Below are 17,750 nucleotides of genomic sequence, written 5' to 3'. Positions count from 1 at the left end.
ACCCGGCACATTTTTGATATACTTCGTGTGGGCAGTATCTGAAAAGAGCTGTACCTGTTAGAAACAAAAATTTGATAAATTTCTGCCTTGATCCTAAGGGACTTGGACAGAGGGATGATTCGCCACGCATGAGAGATCAAAACATGTGATGTGAGGCAAGCCATCTCCTCTCCAGAATGAGGAGGAACAAATGAAGACAAAGCTAGATTTTTTCAAAATGAAAGAACAAAATGAACCAATTGTAATGCTGACAGCATACGACTATCCATCTGCAAAGCAAGCAGAAAAAGCGGAAGTCGACATGATCTTAGTCGGTGATTCACTTGGGATGGTTGTACTTGGACTCGATTCGACAGTACAAGTCACGATCGATGACATGATTCATCATACAAAAGCAGTGAAAAGAGGCGCAAAAGACACATTTATTGTGACGGATATGCCATTTATGTCTTACCATTATTCATTAGCAGAAACATTGAAAAACGCAGCACGCATCATGCAAGAAAGCGGTGCGGATGCCTTAAAGCTAGAAGGTGGAGATGGCGTATTTGAATCCATTCAAGCTCTCACAAGAGGCGGGATTCCTGTCGTCAGTCATTTAGGCCTCACACCTCAGTCAGTTGGAGTACTTGGCGGGTATAAAGTGCAAGGAAAAGACCACGAAAGTGCGCAGAAATTGATTGAAGACAGCTTAAAATGTGAGGAAGCTGGTGCGATTGCACTTGTGCTTGAATGCGTACCTGGCGAACTGACAAAACGAATTACCGACATGCTGAAAATTCCTGTGATCGGGATTGGTGCAGGGGCTGAGGCAGACGGACAAGTTCTCGTTTACCATGATGTGGTAGGATACGGGGTGTCTAGAACACCTAAGTTTGTGAAACAATACGCGCAAATTGATACTGTATTAGAAGAAGCGCTTATTCAATATACGAAAGAAGTAAAAGGACACACATTTCCAGAAGACAAGCATACATTTCATATCAAAGAAGAAGTCCTTGATGGTTTATATGGGGGTATCAAAAAATGAACATTGTCACCCATATTCACGAGTTGAAGGAATTGATCAAACTGCATCAAGAAAAACAGCATTCCATCGGCTTTGTCCCAACGATGGGTTTTCTTCATGAAGGACATCTGACGCTTGCGAAAGAAGCAAGGGATCAAAATGACATTGTGGTAATGAGCATCTTTGTCAATCCTTTGCAGTTTGGACCGAACGAAGACTTTGAATCCTATCCAAGGGATATGGAAAGAGATCAGCGCCTTGCAGAAGAAGCAGGGGTAGATATTTTATTTACACCTGATGTGAAAGAAATGTATCCAAATGAACCATCAATCACGATGACGGTTCAAAAGCGGACTGATGTCTTATGCGGGAAAAAACGTCCAGGACATTTCGACGGCGTTGTGACTGTGCTGACAAAGCTATTTCATCTTGTAGCACCAACAAATGTATACTTTGGTTTAAAGGATGCACAGCAAGTCGCTGTGATCGATGCGATGATCAAGGATTTCTTCTTTGATCTTCATCTTGTCTCAGTGCCGACAGTTAGGGAAGAAGACGGTTTAGCGAAAAGTTCAAGAAATGTGTACTTGTCTGATAAAGAAAGACAAGAAGCTCCTGCTTTGTACCGCGCATTGAAAAAAGGACAGTCAGCGGTTGAAAAAGGTGAACGTGACGTCAGTCGCATTTATCAGTTGGTAGAAGAAGAAATTCTTCAAACGAGCGGGGAAATTGATTATATTGAGATTTACTCCTATCCAGAGCTTGAGCCGCTTCAGCAGTTAGCAGGTCAGGTCATCATTGCGATTGCGGTGAAATTCTCACGGGCAAGACTGATTGATAATGTGATATTCCATGTTCCTGAAAGCGGTGAAAAGCATGTATAGAACCTTTATGACTTCTAAACTTCATAAAGCGACAGTAACAGAAGCAAACTTACATTATGTAGGAAGCATCACCATTGACGAAGATTTACTTGATGCGGCAGGTATGATGGCAAATGAGAAAGTACAGATTGTCAATAATCATAATGGCGCGAGACTTGAAACATATATTATTCCCGGTGAAAGAAAGAGCGGTGTCATTTGTCTAAATGGCGCAGCAGCAAGATTGGTTCAGCCGGGTGATGAAGTGATCATTATCGCTTATGGGATGCTTTCAGAAGAAGAAGCAAAGACACATACACCAAAAGTGGTCGTGTTAAATAAAGAAAATCAAATTGAACAAATGATTGGGCAAGAGCCTGCGAGAACGATTTTATAACGCATGCTGCAATGAAACAGAACAGTTTAAGAAAAGGAGCTGTTCTGTTTCAGCTATTTTTGCCCAGAGCGTGTTTCACTTCGAGTGGAACGAGGAATTGAGGTGTCCATTTTATGGCCGATCAAAGGTTTGTTGTCGTTGATATTGAAACCACCGGAAATTCACCTAAAAAGGGTGATAAAATCATTCAAATTGCTGCGGTGGTCATTGAAAATGGACAAATTGTCGAACGGTATTCAAAATATGTGAACCCGGGAAAAGCGATCCCTGGATTTATTGAACAGCTGACAGGCATTCAGCAGCATATGGTAGACGATGCAGTGTTTTTTGAGGACATTGCCCAAGAGGTGTATGATCTCATTCAAGGCGCTTATTTTGTTGCGCACAATGTTCATTTTGACTTGAATTTTTTAAATGATGAACTAAAAGCATGCGGGAAAAATGAGCTGGATGTGCTAGCGATTGATACAGTTGAAATTTCTAGAATTCTTTATCCAGAGCTTGAAGGCTATAAGCTCACTGAATTAAGCGAAGAGCTCATGCTTCCACATGACCACCCGCACAGGGCGGATAGTGATGCGGAAGTTACTGCCATGTTATTTTTAACCTTACTCCATCAATTAACACATACACCGCCAAATGTGCTAAAGCAGCTGCGCAGATTATCCTCTTATCTCTTAAGTGATATAGGACTTTTAATCCAGCAGCTTGAAACGAGTGATGCTAGCCGCGAAGATTCTTTGGTAGAAGTCGGCTCTTTTGCTGTTAAAGATGTCACCAATTCTGAAAAGGATACGACAGATTCAGTAGGGGAAGACGATGAACAGCTATTTGAGGAGATCAAAAAGAAGCTTCCCCACACAGTGGAAGGCTATGAAGTAAGAGAAGGCCAGCTCAAGATGATGAATAAAGTGAGAGATGTGTTTCATGAAAGAGCTTATGCTTTAATTGAAGCGGCACCAGGTATTGGAAAAACGCTCGCATACCTCATACCAGCTGCATTAGAAGCAAAGAAATCAGGAAAACCTGTCATTATTAGTACATATTCCATTCTTTTGCAGCAGCAAATGCTTCAGCGTGATGTGCCGATTTTAAATCAATTGCTTCCATTTGAGCCAGCAGCCTGTGTATTCAAAGGTCGGGCGCATTATATTTGCTTAGATAAGTTTGAGCATGTGCTGCATGAGGAAGATGATAATTATGATGTGGTCTTAACGAAGGCGCAAATATTAATGTGGCTCCTTGTGACAGAAACGGGTGATTTATCTGAACTAAATTTACCGTCGGGAGCTGCCAATATAAAAGACCGGATTTCGTGTGTGCACATGCCGTTTACATCGAAAAAGCGCCGCTTTAAAGAATACTGCTTTTATGAGCGTGCGAAAAGAAGGGCCAAAACAGCTGATTTAATTTTAACGAATCATCGCCTGCTCTTATCACAAACGGAAGCATCATCTATCTTTCAGCATGCTGACGTATATGTGATTGACGAGGCTCACCAATTTGAGAAAACAGCCAATGAAACGCTAGGGGATAGTGCGTCGTATATTCAGCTTCATGCGAAATTAACGCAGCTTGGCTCCATGCAGGGCGGTCTGTTAAAGAAGCTCAAAAAGAGATTTCACGGTGCCGGCTTACAGACGGACACCTTTATCGAAATGGATGAGTATCTTCATCAGCTTCAAATGGAAAGTGACGCCTTTTTTAGTACCGTTCATTCTTTTGTCAAAAGGACAAAACCAAAAGCAGACATCAATCGTCTCATTCATAGAGTCCGTCATCATTCGAAGCATGCGCAGTGGAAACGGATTAAAGAGACGGCAAGTAAGCTTTGTTCTTTGTTAATTGCTTGTGAAAAGCTGTATGAGCAGCAAAAAAGCGAGCTTCTTCAAAAAAGTGATCAGTTGACAGAGCACTTTGCGTTTGAAGCAGAGGAATACGATCAAGTGATGTCGTTTATGCATACATTTTGCAGTACGCTGTACCGATTCATTTTTGAACCGAAAAACGATGAAACGGTTTGGATTGAGATTGATGCAAAAGGTGCCAAAAATGCTGTCTTTATGCATGCACAGCCGCTAGATACTGGAGAGCTTTTAGCGGATCGATTTTTTATGAACAAAAAAAGTGTTGTCCTCACATCGGGGACACTCACAATCAATGGGCGCTTTGATTATTGCTTAGAACGATTTGGTCTGCAGGATTTTTATCCGCATCTTGTACAGATTGAGTCACCGTTTGAACTTGAAAAACAGCTCAAGGTTATCGTACCAGCTGATATGCCGCCGATTACGAACCGTGATGAGCGCGACTATGTAAAGCAATCAGTACGGTACATTAAGATGATGGAAAAGCAGCATCAAGCGAAAATATTGGTGTTATTTAATTCACATGAGATGTTAAAAGCAGTGTATGATGAACTGAAAACAGAAGGGATGCAAGCCGCCCTTTTTGCTCAAGGTCTGACGGGCGGTAGCCCTGTTAAATTAACGAAGATGTTCAAATTAGCAAAACATGCGATTTTACTTGGTACGGGTAGTTTTTGGGAAGGTGTCGATTTTCCAGGATCAGAGCTGACAACAGTCATTATGGCACGCCTCCCGTTTCGGCCGCCTGATTCACCGCTCATTGAAGCAAAATGTGATGCCGCTAAAAAACAGGGAAAGAACCCGTTTAAAGCCGTTGCACTCCCAGAAGCTGTGTTAACCTTTAAACAAGGTGCAGGACGCTTGCTGCGCTCTGAAAAAGACATAGGGACATTGCTCATTTTAGACCGCCGAGTGAAAACCGCGTCATATGGAAAGCTATTTTTAGAATCACTCCCTCATGCGCCAGTCCACGAGATGTCAAAAGAATCACTTGAGGCGTATATAGAGAAACTCAACAACGAAAAGCCGCTGTCATAAGCGGCCTTTAGCTGGTGTGGGTTTGGAGTTAATTTATCGTAACGGCTTTTTGTGTTCCGTTGTAAAAATAGTATCGGTTCCTGCGCCGAAAAGTATGACTAACAATATTTACGTACCGAGGAGGAATTAGAAGTGGAAAGTAAAATAGAGGTACTTTCAACTGTTCACATTAAGCATTCAGAGGACCTGTATAAAATTGTTGACTTATTGAACAGAACGCTTAAAAGAGAAGATCTCATGTTTGGATTGGCATTAGATCAAGAAGATCAAAATCAAGCGATATTTACAATATATCGCACATAGGGGAAGCTTGACATGAAAAAAATAGTTTGGATCATTTCATCCGTTGTGGCTCTCGTTTTGCTCATTGGCATCATCAGCTTTACGTGGATTTATCAGATTGCCATGGGGCAAAAGGAACAAGGTCATGAGGCGGCGATTGAACGAGCAAAAAAACAAGCAAACATCGTACAAGTGGAGCAAGTAGAAACCTTTGTCGGAAAAGAAAAACAATTTATTGTTGAAGGGAAAAACAAACAAAACGAAACAACCTATGTTTGGGTACCTGCCAGCAAAAAAGAAAAAGTGATTGCAAAAAAAGCAAAAGACGGTATTACCTCAAATCAAGCAGTACAAGCTGTTCAAAAGGAGAACACAGTCTCTAAGCTAAAGGACGTTCAATTAGCAAGAGAAGGTGACGTACTCCTTTGGGAAGTGACGTACTTAAATGAAAACAATCAATACAGCTTTAGCTATGTCGACTTCTCAACAGGACATGTGGAAAAAAATGTAACACCATAGTTTCTCCTGTCTTGCGTTGACCATGCTGATTTAGAACGGTTATAATAAAATGTATGAAAAAAGAATCACACCTATCGAAAAGGTGAGCTTCTTTCTGGCTTTGGAGGGAATTATGTTGAAAACAACGATTAATCAAGTGTTCAAACATGTCGATGAAGATGTAACCATCGGCGCATGGATTGCCAATAAACGTTCAAGCGGTAAAATTGCATTCTTGCAGCTGCGTGACGGGACAGGCTTTATTCAAGGAGTCGTAGTAAAAGCAGAAGTGGAAGAGGAAGTCTTTAAGCTTGCGAAATCAGTCACTCAAGAAACATCTGTCTATGTGACAGGACAAGTAACAAAAGACGAGCGTTCACCTCTTGGTTTTGAATTGCAAGTGAAATCCATTGAAGTGATTCACGAAGCAACTGACTACCCAATTACACCAAAAGAGCATGGAACAGAATTCTTAATGGATCACCGTCATTTATGGCTTCGTTCTAAAAAGCAGCATGCCATTATGAAAATTCGTAACGAAATCATTCGTGCTACATATGAGTTCTTCCATCAAGAAGGCTTCGTGAAAGTAGATCCGCCAATTTTAACTGGAAGTGCACCTGAGGGCACAACGGAGCTGTTTGCGACGAAATATTTTGATGAAGATGCGTACCTTTCTCAAAGTGGACAACTATACATGGAAGCTGCGGCAATGGCACTCGGAAAAGTATTCTCATTCGGCCCAACATTTAGAGCTGAAAAATCTAAAACTAAACGTCATTTAATTGAGTTTTGGATGATCGAGCCTGAGATGGCTTTTGTCGAATTTAATGAAAACCTTGAGTACCAAGAAAATTATGTGACTCATGTGGTTCAAAGTGTACTTGAAAACTGTAAAGTGGAACTGCATACACTTGGCCGTGATACAGCAAAATTAGAAAATATCAAAGCACCATTCCCGCGCATCACTTACGATGAAGCAATTAAATTCTTGCAAGAAAAAGGCTTTGACGATATTGAATGGGGAGATGACTTCGGCGCACCTCACGAAACAGCGATCGCTGAAAGCTACGATAAACCAGTGTTTATAACTCATTATCCAACATCATTAAAACCATTTTACATGCAGCCTGCACCAGATCGTGATGATGTTGTTCTTTGTGCAGACTTGATTGCACCAGAAGGCTACGGAGAGATCATTGGCGGTTCTGAGCGTGTCCATGATCTAGAGCTGCTTGAAGCAAGATTGAAAGAACATGGGCTAGATCAAGAAACATACAAATGGTACACAGAATTAAGACAATATGGTTCTGTACCGCATTCAGGTTTTGGTCTTGGACTTGAACGTACTGTTGCTTGGATTAGTGGAGCGCCGCATGTGCGTGAAACCATTCCTTTCCCAAGATTATTAAACCGTTTATATCCTTAAGACGTGAAAGCCTCCAACATATGGAGGCTTTTTCAAACGTTTTTTGAAGGGGCACGTGAAATAAAACGTGATATACTTAAAGTGAAGAGGTGTATCCGATGAATAGGCAGCAATTTATTAATATGCAGCAAATGGGTTCGACCAGTTTGCCTAATTTGCTGATTGCTCATTATGAGCAGTTAGGACTGAATGAATCACAAATGATGGTGATGCTTAAGATTAAAATGAATGAAGAACAAGGTGTGTTCTTTCAAACATTTGAAGAGCTATCCCATGGCATGACCATTTCAGCTGAAGAGTGTGCGTATATGGTTCAGCATTTAATTCAAAAAGGATTTATTTCGATTCAGCCGTTTGAAGACGGGTCTGGTATTCAGCATGACCGTTACTCAGTTGAGCCTTTATGGGGCGTGCTGTATGACTTTTTAGAGGCAAAACAAGCGAAGGAAGGTCAAAAACTTCACGTACAGGCTGAAAAGTCTTTATATGCTTTATTTGAAGATGAATTTGGCAGACCGCTCTCTCCTCTTGAAGGAGAAACACTCTCGATCTGGATGGATCAAGACCATCATGATGCTGAAATGATTCGCCTAGCATTAAGAGAAGCGGTTTTATCAGGAAAATTAAATTTCCGTTATATCGACCGAATTCTGTTTGAGTGGAAAAAGAAAGGGCTAAAAACAGCGGAAGAAGCAAAAGAGCATAGCCAGCATTTCCGTTCTCAGCAAAAAGCGCCACCATCAAAAGAAGAGACGTCAACATATAAGCGACAAGTTCCTTTTTATAATTGGCTGGAACAATAACCAATGAAGGAGAAGTCATGTTATCAAAAAAACAAATCAATGAATGTTTAGATATTATAGGAGATATGTTTCCAGAGGCCGAGTGTGAGCTTGTTCATTCGAATCCATTTGAACTTGTGATCGCTGTAGCACTCTCTGCGCAGTGTACCGACGTGCTTGTCAACAAAGTGACCAAAACGTTATTTCAAAAATATAAAACACCAGAAGACTATTTAAGTGTACCGCTTGAAGAATTGCAGCAAGATATTCGTTCGATTGGCCTTTATCGAAATAAAGCCAAAAACATTCAAAAGTTGAGCAAAATGCTGATTGAAGAATATGGCGGCGAAGTGCCAAAGGATCGGGACGAGCTTGTGAAGCTTCCTGGGGTGGGCCGGAAAACAGCAAATGTCGTTGTTTCGGTCGCTTTTGGGGTGCCGGCAATTGCAGTGGATACACATGTAGAACGTGTTAGCAAGAGACTGGGAATCTGCCGCTGGAAGGATTCTGTTCTCGAAGTAGAACAAACCTTAATGAAAAAAGTGCCAGAAGAAGATTGGTCTGTGACGCATCACCGCCTGATCTTTTTTGGCAGATATCACTGCAAAGCGCAACGTCCGCAGTGCGAATCTTGTCCGCTTCTTGATATGTGTAGAGAAGGGCAGAAGAGGCTGAAAAAAGGATTGGTGAAGCTGGCATGAGCGGGGCAGTTGTTTTTTTCTCATATGTCGAAAAACTAAAAGGGAAAAAGGTAGAGATGAAAGGCGATCGAGTAGACATCCTTAGAGAGCATCCACTCGCATATGATCTATCTTCAGAACCTTTAAGAGATGAACTTCCATGGCAGAAAACAGAAGAATTTGTTCCTGTGATGTTCGAACTGTGGAATGAATTAAAAGGAAAAATGCTTCCTCGTTTTCAAACAAGAAAGTCCCGGTGTGAAGAAGATGATATGCTTCAAGGGATTGTCAGTATGATTGCGATGTTTTACTGGATCAAAGGGGAGAGACTGCAAACGCTTGATTGGGAACATATTAAGCAAGAGACATTTCCTGTTGCTCCTATTAATTGGACAGAACGTTTAGAGTTCATATTGGTAAAACCGACTCAATATCACTGCTTCATTCAACTAGACGAGCTATACACAGAACTAAAAAAGCAGTATGGAAAATATGAAGCACTTAAAAAAATCAGACAAAACCGTTAAAAAAGCACTTGCCATATAGGCAAGTGCTTTTTCATTATTCATTTTCTTTTCGATTAGGAGAAGTTGATTGCGAACTTGAGTTTTGAGAGTTCGTTTTCGCATCATCTTTCTTTTTATCTTTATTGTCAGTTTGTGAATTGCCGTTCCCATTTGTATTGTCTGAGCCATCATCCGAAGAACCATTATTTCCGTTTTCCGTATTTCCGCCTTGATCCTGATCTTTATCTTTGTCTTGATCTTTTTTATCATCTGGCTTTTGCTCATCAGTGCCTGGGGGTTGATTTTTGTTATCGTCAGTCTGGTCTGTCTGCTCGTCGTCAGGCTGCTGCGGTTCTTCTTCTTCTTTGTTCTCATCATCTGCTTTTTCTTCCTTATCTTCATCATCCTTGATGGTGAGGAAGGTAGAAGCTGCTTTACTTGTGACATCCTCTACAGTGGCTGTCACTTGGAATTTATAAGTAGAGCCAGGCTTTACATCAGAGATGACCGCTTCTTTAGCAGAACTGTTTTGAATTTCTTTATAGCCGCCGTTATCTACCGCTTGTTTTACATTAAATGTAGCATCTGCGTCGTTATCATAGCCCCAAGTCAGTGTGATGGATTTTTTCTCTTCATCATACACTGCTTTTAAGTCAGAAGGCTTATCAGCTTCTTTTTTCTCATATGTGTCAGACACTTTTGTCGGAACCGTACCTTTTACAAAGTATTCTGTTGTCTTCTTCTCACTAGGTGTATTTGGTCCGGCCAATTTCGCTGGATCCGATCCTTTTTCAACCGTAGCTTCTACGACACTGTCTGGTTTTTCAAATGAGCCGCTTCCATCATCAATTTGAGAAATTAATCGCTGGAAGACGAGTTTGGCAACACGCTGCTCATAATCTGTGAGCCACATTTTGCCGTCCGCATCTTTTGAGTTACCGATTCCAGTCCAAACGGCTGCTGTATATTGCGGCGTATAACCAACAAACCACGAATCTTTCGCACCGCCAGAAGGAATATTGTATTTATTGATATCATCTTGTGTAAAGTTCGTTGTACCTGTTTTACCAGCTACTTGAACGTTCGGTACTTGTGCAAGTGTCCCAGTTCCAGATTGGACAGCAGTTTTCAGCATATCTGTGACCATAAAGGCTGTGTAATCACTCATAGCCGCTTTGGAATCTGGCGTTAGGTCCAGCTTTGTACCGTCATTAAATTCAACAGACTTGACAGCATGCGGTTCGTTATAATATCCATTATTACCGAATGCACTAAAGGCCCCAGCCATTTTTAGAGAGGACACACCATCATCAAATCCACCGATTGAGTAAGATTCTGGAATGTCAGACGGTAAGTCCATACCTAAATTATTGGCGAATTGAACGGCATTGTCTGTCCCAGCTTCTTGGAAAGCTTTTAGGGCAGGGATGTTTCGTGATTGTGCCAAAGCACTTCTCATCGACATTTTCCCTAAATGTCTTCTGTCAAAGTTATTAATTGGTGTACCGTTTGAGTACGTATACGGTGCATCATCAATTTGCTGGTACGTTGACCATTTTTTGTTTTCAATGACTGGACCGTAATCTAAAATTGGTTTGATTGTTGAACCTGGCTGACGCTTTGCATCAGTCGCATAGTTAAAGCCGCCGGCTGGTACATCACGTCCACCGCCAATAGCGCGAATTTCACCATTTTTCGTATCAAGCAGAGTAACACCTGCCTGCATACCTTTCGTAAATCCAACTGAATCTCCATTGATAATATCATCTAGGTGATCCTGTGCTTTTCGATCGAGTGAAGTATAGATTTTTAGTCCATCTGTTGATACATCCACTTTGGCTTTTTTCTGTACTTCTTCCATGACTTCTTCAATATAAGCAGAATACTTACTTGAGTTCTGGCTCTTATATTTATCAGCAGGGATGACAGTTTTGCTGACAGGGGTTGCTTTTGCAACTTCATAGTCTTTCTCTGAAATGTAGCCTTGTTTTTTCATGAGCCCTAGCACGATATTGCGGCGTTTTTCCGCTGCCTCAGGATTTTTCACTGGGTTATAAGCAGAAGGACTCTGCGGCATACCTGCAAGTGTGGCAGCCTGTGCAACCGTTAGTTTATTTAAATCTGTCACGCCGAAAAATTGTTCAGCCGCTTTCCCAACACCGTAAGCATAAGGTGAGAAGAAAATGCGGTTTAAATACATTTCTAAAATTTCATCTTTAGAGTACTTTTGCTCAAGCTGAATCGAGAGCCATACTTCCTGTACTTTACGTTTTAACGTTTTTTGATTGTTAAGTAGAGTGTTTTTCACAACTTGCTGTGTAATTGTACTTCCACCTTCAGCTCCAAAACCGTCCTCGACGTTTGCGACAAGGGCACCGCCAATACGGATTGGGTCAATCCCGTGGTGTTTATAAAAACGTGCATCTTCCGTTGCGATAAATGCTTCTTTTACCACATCGGGTATATCTTTAATCGAGACATACGTTCTTTTTTCCGCACCGACTTCTGCAAACACTTTCTTGTCTATGTCATAAAGCTTTGAAGAATACGGTGTTTTGAGCTTACTATCATCAATTGAAGGAGCGCTCGATGCAAAAACGGCAAAAGTTGTGATTCCGGCCACTACACAAAGAAGACCGATCACGAGTAAAGATAAAAATATTTTTTTAAATAGACCTGCTTTCTTTTTGCCTTTTTTGTTCTTTTGCTTCTTATTGTTTTCTTGACTTGCTTTACGTCGCTGTTCACGACTTGTAAATTGATCAGACATCACATCTCAACCTTTCGTGTTAAACCTTTTTCGAACGTCATTGCTACTCACTTTCATCCGAAAAATGAAGTGTCTCCACTACTTTAATATAATCAATTCTTGGCGAATATCCAAGTGTCATTAAGTGGCCGGCTTCCATTAATTCATCTTTACTAATGGATTTCCGGCCGTTTAGCTTCTGCCGCTCCCAGAAGAAAAAGAGATCTGGAGCGGGCAAATAATAAACGGAGCCAAATGCGGATATAATAACGAAACAAATGCCGCCTAGCTTTTCAACCTGTTTCATATGCTCAATTTGATGGTCGTGGAAATTTTTGAGCGGAAACGAGGTGGTGCTTTTGGTCTCCTTTGCTTCAAAATCGATATAGCGCCCTTTGTACACTCCATTATAGTCTGTTGTGGATGATTGCTTAAAATAGGCTTCTTTGATCACAGCAGCGCTTCTTTTTGGATAATCCACATTCACAATCTGAACGGGGGTAGGCTTTTTATGAATGACTGCGATCCCATTGACCAAATAGTACTGGTTGGTTTCATTTAAGTCAGCCTCAAGCGTCATCCCGCGGTTACTATAAGAGGATTCGCCGCTGATTCTTTTTTTTGTCCCAATTGGTTGAATGGGCTGATACGATTTTCCGTTTGGATACCGAATCATCAAGTTTCAGCCTCCTTTTAATGCATTTTGTATTGGAGAGATACCTATGTTGTCACAAGAAGAGTACATCATCACTCAGCATATATTGCGTGAAACGAAAGTGAAAAATAAAGACAACCTGACGAGGACAAATGCTTACAAGCGCTTTTATGATCGTCATCCAGAGATGAAATGGTCGCTGCTTGCTTCCTTTGTCTCGAGAAATGCTGGATGGTCTATGACGGATCTAAAGGGCGAGCTCTTCCATCCAGGTTTAACAGATCAAGAGGGGCACCTTTTTTTCACAGCATATGAAAGAGCGAATTGGCTGATCTTTTCGGATGCTTACCCTCAGCTTCTTTTGTATGAATGGTCTAAGCGGTGCGGCAAACCTTTGTTCCATCTGCTTCCGTATTTTTCTGTATCTCGTTTTATGAGCACTGAGTGGGAACGTTTTTGGCTAAAGCGTGACACAGAGCGCCTGCTTTATGCACTCATCATAAATGAACAATATACTATACAATCTCCTATTATACAAAATCCTCTACTGAAAAAGAATGTTTTTCACTCGATTCAATATCTGTTTAGTGAGTGGGGACATTTTCAAACCGTTGTTTTTCCAACGGTGGACGGGCATTTGTACGGGTTAACCATACGGAAGTTTTCCCACGTAAAGGAGCGTATTTCATTAGGGAAAAAACTAGCGAAACTATTATTTCGGGCCGATTTATTTTCGGATTTTTATCATTTTTTGCATACTGTTCCGCATACCGGATCACGGTTTGATTTTGAGCCGTTTTTAGGGATCGCTAGAAGGTCAACACCTTTTCTTCGAACTGTTTATCCAGTGATGACACATTCATTAGACGATCAAAGAGAAGATTGGTTTCAAAAGAAATTGAGCTCATCTTTGTTTGATGCAGAGACATTGCCAAAACAAATTGAGCTGACCGACTGGTATTTTCATAAAAAAAGACAGCTTCGTTTTCTTTTCTCATTAGAGCACTATTTTTTGCATAAATAAAAAGCAGGGGGTACCTGCTTTTTTTACGTGGATGGTCGATTAGGACCGCCGAGTTTTTTATCAAGCTGATCTGTACTGTTTTCTTTCCCTTTTGGCTTTTGCTCTTTTGGTGCTGACTGCTTTTTCATGAAATCTACCTCCTTTGTCCTTAGAATTTACACAATCGGACGCAATCATACAAAGAAGGACAAGCATATGTCGAAAAGGAAGAAATAGCGCTCATCTACACTTAGATTGGCGATTTGCTTCTAGTTTTGTCATGTGTGAAGGAGGGTGTGAAAGAAAAGAGAATGTAACGAGAGACGATAAAGGAGGAATCTGATGATGAGCGAATTTGTATCAAAAGAATCCATTTTGCAGTTATTAGAGGAAATCGAGCGAAAAATTGATGCGGTGGAAGAAGAGCTGTCTCTTGCTGTGAACGAAACAACACGTGCAGCCATAGAGGAGCAAGAACAAATGATAGACCGGCTTGAATCAGAAGTAAAGGACTGTGAAGTGAAGATTCACGCAGCTGAGTATCAACTGGCGGCAAGACCGGCATACCACGCAGGGTAGCTTTCTATTTGAGCAATAAGTAAACGTTTGATAGGATGGTTCATAGAGGTGAACACTTTGGATAATCAAACATTACTTGAACATACACAAGAGCTGAGAATATGGATCGAAGAGGCGTATGAGCAGTACCAAAAGGGAAAGGCTGAAGAGGAATACCCCGTATATGATTTTCACACAGAAATTCAGCCGGCCGTTGAGTCATTTGATCAGAAAATGGAAGAGTGGCTCACTGCTGCGATCTCGTTTATTCATCTAGCGAAGCCTAGATATTTACACGAAGAACAGCTTGAAGCCGTCAAAGAAAATGGGAAAGAGGTTGTCCTGCAATCTTATTTTGGCAAACAGCATGCACCCCGTGTGAAAAATTTAGTTGAGTCAGTGATTTACACACTGAACCTTTTAATAGAAGAAATCAACAAGCGCAGCTGAAGACATCGCTGCGTTTTTCTTATGGCTGCTTTAGGCACATCTTCTGCTTTTCGTCATAATATGTGAGTGACAAGACTATGCGCTGAGAGCGAGAGGAGCGAGATATATGATCCCTTATTCAAACCAGCAGCCGTATGAATTCAATCCATTCAATCAAGGGCCATTTCCGTATCCAGAAATGCAGCAGCAGCCTCCGCAGCCTCCAGAATATTTTATGCCGCCACATCAAGGTGGAATGAGCCAGGCATCACCTGCTGTCCATCCGCCGCCTTATGGATATCAAGAAAATGTGCCGCCTTTTCAGCCGCCCGAAGCGATCAATCAACCCCAGATGCAGCCACCAGGCATGATGCCCATGCAGCAGCCTATGAACCCTTATCCTTTGCCAAGACCGCAAAAACAGCAATCATCTCAATTTAAAAGTGTGCTATCGCAATTCAAAAAAACGAATGGACAATTCGACTTTAACAAAATGTTTGATACAGCTGGGCAAATGATGAGTACGATGAATCAAGTAGGCTCATTAGCGAAAGGATTTACGAGCATTTTTAAAGCATAGTTAAAACCCAATAGAAGGATCTATTGGGCTCTTTGCTTTGGTGCCGTCACACGAAGCGTTTGATCTTTCCACACGCTTTTCATGTTCGTTTCATCTATTTTTGCCGGCATTAAAATGGTTTTTGTAAAGCTCGAATACGAGGAAGTTGTATCCGTTTTAATTGTTTCCTGTACGGATAAGTGTAAATATTGGGCTTTTACTTCTAGTGCGATATCGCCTTCGACAAAATGGTCGGGAAATTGGATTGCGATATACACAAACTGCTCATCCTCTGTCACATCGGTCGTAATCGATGCAAGTGAATGCGATGTGGTCATGAGTGCCTCCGCACTATTTAATATCTCATGAAACGGGGAGGATGCGAAAAATTGTTCAATCGCTTCATAGAGAATATCTTCATTTGCCAGCAATTCATGTTTCTTTTCGCCTTCATGTTCCATTTGAATCACCTCTCATCTACAGCCTATGCAGAAAGGACTCAGGCGGTTATCAATTGATGAGAGGAAAAAATTATGATTAAATAGTGTTGAATGAAGCAAGGTGTAGGATCGCAGCGTTTCATACACGGAATAGATATAGAAGCAAAGCTTGAAGGGAGCAATTGACATTGCTGAAAAAATTATTCGGTTTCGGGAAAAACCAAGATGATGTAAAAGAAGAAATCATTTATTCTCCAGCTGATGGAGAGTTAATGGATATGACGGATGTACCAGACCCTGTTTTTTCTCAAAAGATGATGGGAGACGGCGTAGCAGTCAAACCAAATAGTGGCACGATTGTGTCACCAGTAGAGGGTGAAATCATCCAGCTCTTCCATACAAAACATGCAATTGGCATTCGAACACTCTCAGGGCTTGAGCTTCTGATTCATATCGGACTTGAAACAGTGGGATTAAATGGTGAAGGATTTGAAGCGCACATCAAAGAGGGCGATAAAGTGAAGATCGGTGACCCTCTCATTACGTGTGATTTAGAACTGATTGAAGAGAAAGCGGCAAGTACAGTGACACCGATTGTCATTATGAATGGTGACTTGATCGAGCATCTCGATAAAGAGCCAAAGGGATCTGTTGAAAAACAGACATCTAAGCTTTTTACCGTTAAATTAAAATAATCAGGACACAAAAAAACTACCCAATCGCATGAGGGTAGTTTTTTTGATGACATTAATCTTCCATCGGAACCCAGCCTTGACTTGCTTCCATAACAGACCACAATCCTTCTGGGATCAAATATTGATCTTTTTGGCTGCGTTTAATAACAGTTTCAATCTCGCTTTCTCTGCCTTCTTTAATCTTCTTTGCCCAATCTGTGTCGACGATTAGCTCACGTGCGACAGCGATAAGCGGAATTCCTTGGTTATAGGCACTTAGTGCATCTTCGGCTGTAATGACGCTGCCTACACCGATGAGCGGAAGGTTATCGCCGCAGCGATCTTTTAGCAGCTCCATACGCGTCTTATCCGTATCTGCACCGCGTCTTGCTTTAGAGTCAATCTCCATTAAAGAGATATGCAAATAATCAAGGTTTTTAGTTTTAAGAACATCGACTAAGGTAAACGTCTCTGTCATCGTTAAACCAGGCGTTTCTGGTTCTTCAGGGGATAATCGATATCCAAAGATTAACGGTTTTTTCGCATGCTTTTCAATTGCTTCTTTCACTGCATCCACAACAGCGATAGGGAAAGCTAGACGCTTTTCTTCATTTCCTCCCCACTGATCTGTCCGCTGGTTGCTATGCGGAGAGTAAAATTGCTGTAATAGATAACCGTTTGCACCGTGGATTTCCACGCCGTCAAATCCTGCTTCGACCGCTCGTCTTGCCGCTTCTTTAAAAGAGTCAATGATATGAACAATTTCCTCTTCTTTTAAAGCGCGTGCAATCTGTTTTCCATCTTTAAACACGTCACTTGGCGCAACCACATCACCATTTGGAACTAAGTGAGGGAGAGCCTGAGAGCCGCCGTGATGAATTTGAATGATGGCTTTTGTTCCCTTTGCCTGAATCGCAGAAGCTAGTTTTTTCAGGCCGGGTATATCTTCATCTCTTGCGATAGAAGGCTGTCCTTCAAATGCCTTACCATCTGGAGTCACGTTCGCACATGCTGTGATCACCATGCCCATATCACTAGATCTAGCTGTAATGAAATCAATTTCCTCTTTAGAAATAGTGCCATCCTCGTGAGAACCGAAGTGTGTCATTGGCGCAACGACTAACCGGCCATTAATAGACGCACCTCCTGGAAACGTAAATGGTTCAAATAAAGGCTCAAAATCTTTTTTCATACGATTTCCTTCTTTCTTGAAATGTTTTCTCTTCTGAAGTGTAATTGATATGGTTACATGCAAACAAATAATTTGCTCAGAAAAACATTTCAAAAATTGTCGTCTGGTCATGCAAACAAATAATCGGTGCACTAGAATT

The 17,750-nt window shown here is 41.4% G+C and carries 20 protein-coding genes; 15 read left to right on the top strand and 5 right to left on the bottom strand.

Annotation, left to right across the window (positions count from 1 at the left end):
• Positions 1–190 precede the first annotated feature (190 nt).
• From panB to NSS78_RS10300, 10 genes are all read left to right on the top strand, one after another.
• Entirely contained in the window at positions 191–1,030 is an 840-nt protein-coding gene (gene panB, locus NSS78_RS10345) for a 3-methyl-2-oxobutanoate hydroxymethyltransferase (protein WP_050943859.1), read from the top strand.
• Entirely contained in the window at positions 1,027–1,893 is an 867-nt protein-coding gene (gene panC, locus NSS78_RS10340) for a pantoate--beta-alanine ligase (RefSeq protein WP_106028768.1), read from the top strand. The genes panB and panC overlap by 4 nt, the downstream gene beginning before the upstream one ends.
• On the top strand, positions 1,886–2,269 hold the full coding sequence (gene panD, locus NSS78_RS10335) for an aspartate 1-decarboxylase (RefSeq protein WP_034620444.1): 384 nt from the start codon (positions 1,886–1,888) through the stop codon (positions 2,267–2,269). Before panC ends, panD begins: the two co-directional genes overlap by 8 nt.
• A gap of 113 nt (positions 2,270–2,382) precedes the next feature.
• On the top strand, positions 2,383–5,175 hold the full coding sequence (gene dinG / locus NSS78_RS10330) for an ATP-dependent DNA helicase DinG (protein ID WP_226803627.1): 2,793 nt from the start codon (positions 2,383–2,385) through the stop codon (positions 5,173–5,175).
• A 132-nt stretch (positions 5,176–5,307) separates the two neighbouring features.
• Positions 5,308–5,478 carry a YpmA family protein gene (locus NSS78_RS10325; RefSeq protein WP_003215469.1) on the top strand — a complete coding sequence of 57 codons (171 nt, stop codon included), beginning with the start codon at positions 5,308–5,310 and terminating at the stop codon, positions 5,476–5,478.
• Positions 5,479–5,490: 12 nt separating this feature from the next.
• Positions 5,491–5,976 (top strand): cell wall elongation/penicillin-binding protein regulator TseB, encoded by a 486-nt coding sequence (tseB, locus tag NSS78_RS10320; RefSeq protein WP_050943862.1) that lies wholly within the window; start codon positions 5,491–5,493, stop codon positions 5,974–5,976.
• 115 nt (positions 5,977–6,091) lie between these two features.
• Entirely contained in the window at positions 6,092–7,384 is a 1,293-nt protein-coding gene (asnS, locus tag NSS78_RS10315; protein ID WP_088001079.1) for an asparagine--tRNA ligase, read from the top strand.
• Positions 7,385–7,482: 98 nt separating this feature from the next.
• Positions 7,483–8,187, top strand: a complete 705-nt coding sequence (locus NSS78_RS10310; RefSeq protein WP_034661036.1) for a DnaD domain-containing protein — start codon at positions 7,483–7,485, stop codon at positions 8,185–8,187.
• Between the two features lie 17 nt (positions 8,188–8,204).
• Complete coding sequence (gene nth / locus NSS78_RS10305; protein WP_012010351.1) at positions 8,205–8,867, top strand: endonuclease III; 663 nt, start codon at positions 8,205–8,207, stop codon at positions 8,865–8,867.
• Complete coding sequence (locus NSS78_RS10300; RefSeq protein WP_212045969.1) at positions 8,864–9,373, top strand: YpoC family protein; 510 nt, start codon at positions 8,864–8,866, stop codon at positions 9,371–9,373. Before nth ends, NSS78_RS10300 begins: the two co-directional genes overlap by 4 nt.
• 34 nt (positions 9,374–9,407) lie before the next feature.
• Here NSS78_RS10300 and NSS78_RS10295 read toward each other — a convergent pair whose 3' ends face one another.
• Both NSS78_RS10295 and recU read right to left on the bottom strand, forming a co-directional pair.
• The gene (locus tag NSS78_RS10295) at positions 9,408–12,122 is read right to left on the bottom strand and encodes a PBP1A family penicillin-binding protein (RefSeq protein ID WP_212045970.1); all 2,715 of its coding nucleotides are present in this window, start codon (positions 12,120–12,122) and stop codon (positions 9,408–9,410) included.
• A 43-nt stretch (positions 12,123–12,165) separates the two neighbouring features.
• On the bottom strand, positions 12,166–12,777 hold the full coding sequence (recU, locus tag NSS78_RS10290; RefSeq protein ID WP_212046026.1) for a Holliday junction resolvase RecU: 612 nt from the start codon (positions 12,775–12,777) through the stop codon (positions 12,166–12,168).
• Positions 12,778–12,823: 46 nt separating this feature from the next.
• Here recU and NSS78_RS10285 point away from each other — a divergent pair, with 46 nt between their 5' ends.
• A complete protein-coding gene (locus NSS78_RS10285; RefSeq protein WP_050943865.1) occupies positions 12,824–13,780 on the top strand; it encodes a DUF2515 domain-containing protein in 957 nt (318 codons plus the stop codon).
• Between the two features lie 23 nt (positions 13,781–13,803).
• On the opposite strand, the gene sspM is transcribed toward NSS78_RS10285, so the two are convergent.
• Entirely contained in the window at positions 13,804–13,908 is a 105-nt protein-coding gene (sspM, locus tag NSS78_RS10280; RefSeq protein WP_050943866.1) for an acid-soluble spore protein SspM, read from the bottom strand.
• Between the two features lie 193 nt (positions 13,909–14,101).
• Here sspM and NSS78_RS10275 point away from each other — a divergent pair, with 193 nt between their 5' ends.
• From NSS78_RS10275 to NSS78_RS10265, 3 genes are all read left to right on the top strand, one after another.
• On the top strand, positions 14,102–14,338 hold the full coding sequence (locus NSS78_RS10275; protein ID WP_044141135.1) for a DUF5446 family protein: 237 nt from the start codon (positions 14,102–14,104) through the stop codon (positions 14,336–14,338).
• A 57-nt stretch (positions 14,339–14,395) separates the two neighbouring features.
• Positions 14,396–14,767 carry a YppE family protein gene (locus NSS78_RS10270; protein ID WP_137055055.1) on the top strand — a complete coding sequence of 124 codons (372 nt, stop codon included), beginning with the start codon at positions 14,396–14,398 and terminating at the stop codon, positions 14,765–14,767.
• A gap of 106 nt (positions 14,768–14,873) precedes the next feature.
• Complete coding sequence (locus NSS78_RS10265) at positions 14,874–15,326, top strand: YppG family protein (protein ID WP_212045971.1); 453 nt, start codon at positions 14,874–14,876, stop codon at positions 15,324–15,326.
• A gap of 20 nt (positions 15,327–15,346) precedes the next feature.
• On the opposite strand, the gene NSS78_RS10260 is transcribed toward NSS78_RS10265, so the two are convergent.
• The gene (locus NSS78_RS10260) at positions 15,347–15,766 is read right to left on the bottom strand and encodes an Hsp20/alpha crystallin family protein (protein WP_003215994.1); all 420 of its coding nucleotides are present in this window, start codon (positions 15,764–15,766) and stop codon (positions 15,347–15,349) included.
• 167 nt (positions 15,767–15,933) lie between these two features.
• On the opposite strand from NSS78_RS10260, the gene NSS78_RS10255 reads away from it, so the two are divergent.
• The gene (locus NSS78_RS10255) at positions 15,934–16,440 is read left to right on the top strand and encodes a PTS glucose transporter subunit IIA (RefSeq protein WP_003216086.1); all 507 of its coding nucleotides are present in this window, start codon (positions 15,934–15,936) and stop codon (positions 16,438–16,440) included.
• 52 nt (positions 16,441–16,492) lie between these two features.
• Here NSS78_RS10255 and NSS78_RS10250 read toward each other — a convergent pair whose 3' ends face one another.
• Entirely contained in the window at positions 16,493–17,611 is a 1,119-nt protein-coding gene (locus NSS78_RS10250) for an NADH-dependent flavin oxidoreductase (RefSeq protein ID WP_212045972.1), read from the bottom strand.
• Positions 17,612–17,750: the final 139 nt, after the last annotated feature.

It is taken from the genome of Bacillus sp. FSL W8-0920, assembly GCF_038593215.1.
GTDB classification, from domain to species: domain Bacteria; phylum Bacillota; class Bacilli; order Bacillales; family Bacillaceae; genus Bacillus; species Bacillus pumilus.
This window is presented reverse-complemented; position numbering and strand designations above follow the sequence as displayed.

Bases quoted from the DNA above. Each gene is read 5' to 3' on its own strand.
- dinG (WP_226803627.1), top strand. From the start codon at position 2,383: ATGGCCGATCAAAGGTTTGTTGTCGTTGATATTGAAACCACCGGAAAT.
- NSS78_RS10260 (WP_003215994.1), bottom strand. From the start codon at position 15,766: ATGGAACATGAAGGCGAAAAGAAACATGAATTGCTGGCAAATGAAGAT.
- recU (WP_212046026.1), bottom strand. From the start codon at position 12,777: ATGATTCGGTATCCAAACGGAAAATCGTATCAGCCCATTCAACCAATT.
- NSS78_RS10310 (WP_034661036.1), top strand. From the start codon at position 7,483: ATGAATAGGCAGCAATTTATTAATATGCAGCAAATGGGTTCGACCAGT.
- sspM (WP_050943866.1), bottom strand. From the start codon at position 13,908: ATGAAAAAGCAGTCAGCACCAAAAGAGCAAAAGCCAAAAGGGAAAGAA.
- NSS78_RS10285 (WP_050943865.1), top strand. From the start codon at position 12,824: ATGTTGTCACAAGAAGAGTACATCATCACTCAGCATATATTGCGTGAA.
- panC (WP_106028768.1), top strand. From the start codon at position 1,027: ATGAACATTGTCACCCATATTCACGAGTTGAAGGAATTGATCAAACTG.
- NSS78_RS10250 (WP_212045972.1), bottom strand. From the start codon at position 17,611: ATGAAAAAAGATTTTGAGCCTTTATTTGAACCATTTACGTTTCCAGGA.
- NSS78_RS10265 (WP_212045971.1), top strand. From the start codon at position 14,874: ATGATCCCTTATTCAAACCAGCAGCCGTATGAATTCAATCCATTCAAT.
- panB (WP_050943859.1), top strand. From the start codon at position 191: ATGAAGACAAAGCTAGATTTTTTCAAAATGAAAGAACAAAATGAACCA.
- NSS78_RS10275 (WP_044141135.1), top strand. From the start codon at position 14,102: ATGATGAGCGAATTTGTATCAAAAGAATCCATTTTGCAGTTATTAGAG.
- tseB (WP_050943862.1), top strand. From the start codon at position 5,491: ATGAAAAAAATAGTTTGGATCATTTCATCCGTTGTGGCTCTCGTTTTG.
- panD (WP_034620444.1), top strand. From the start codon at position 1,886: ATGTATAGAACCTTTATGACTTCTAAACTTCATAAAGCGACAGTAACA.
- NSS78_RS10300 (WP_212045969.1), top strand. From the start codon at position 8,864: ATGAGCGGGGCAGTTGTTTTTTTCTCATATGTCGAAAAACTAAAAGGG.
- nth (WP_012010351.1), top strand. From the start codon at position 8,205: ATGTTATCAAAAAAACAAATCAATGAATGTTTAGATATTATAGGAGAT.
- NSS78_RS10295 (WP_212045970.1), bottom strand. From the start codon at position 12,122: ATGTCTGATCAATTTACAAGTCGTGAACAGCGACGTAAAGCAAGTCAA.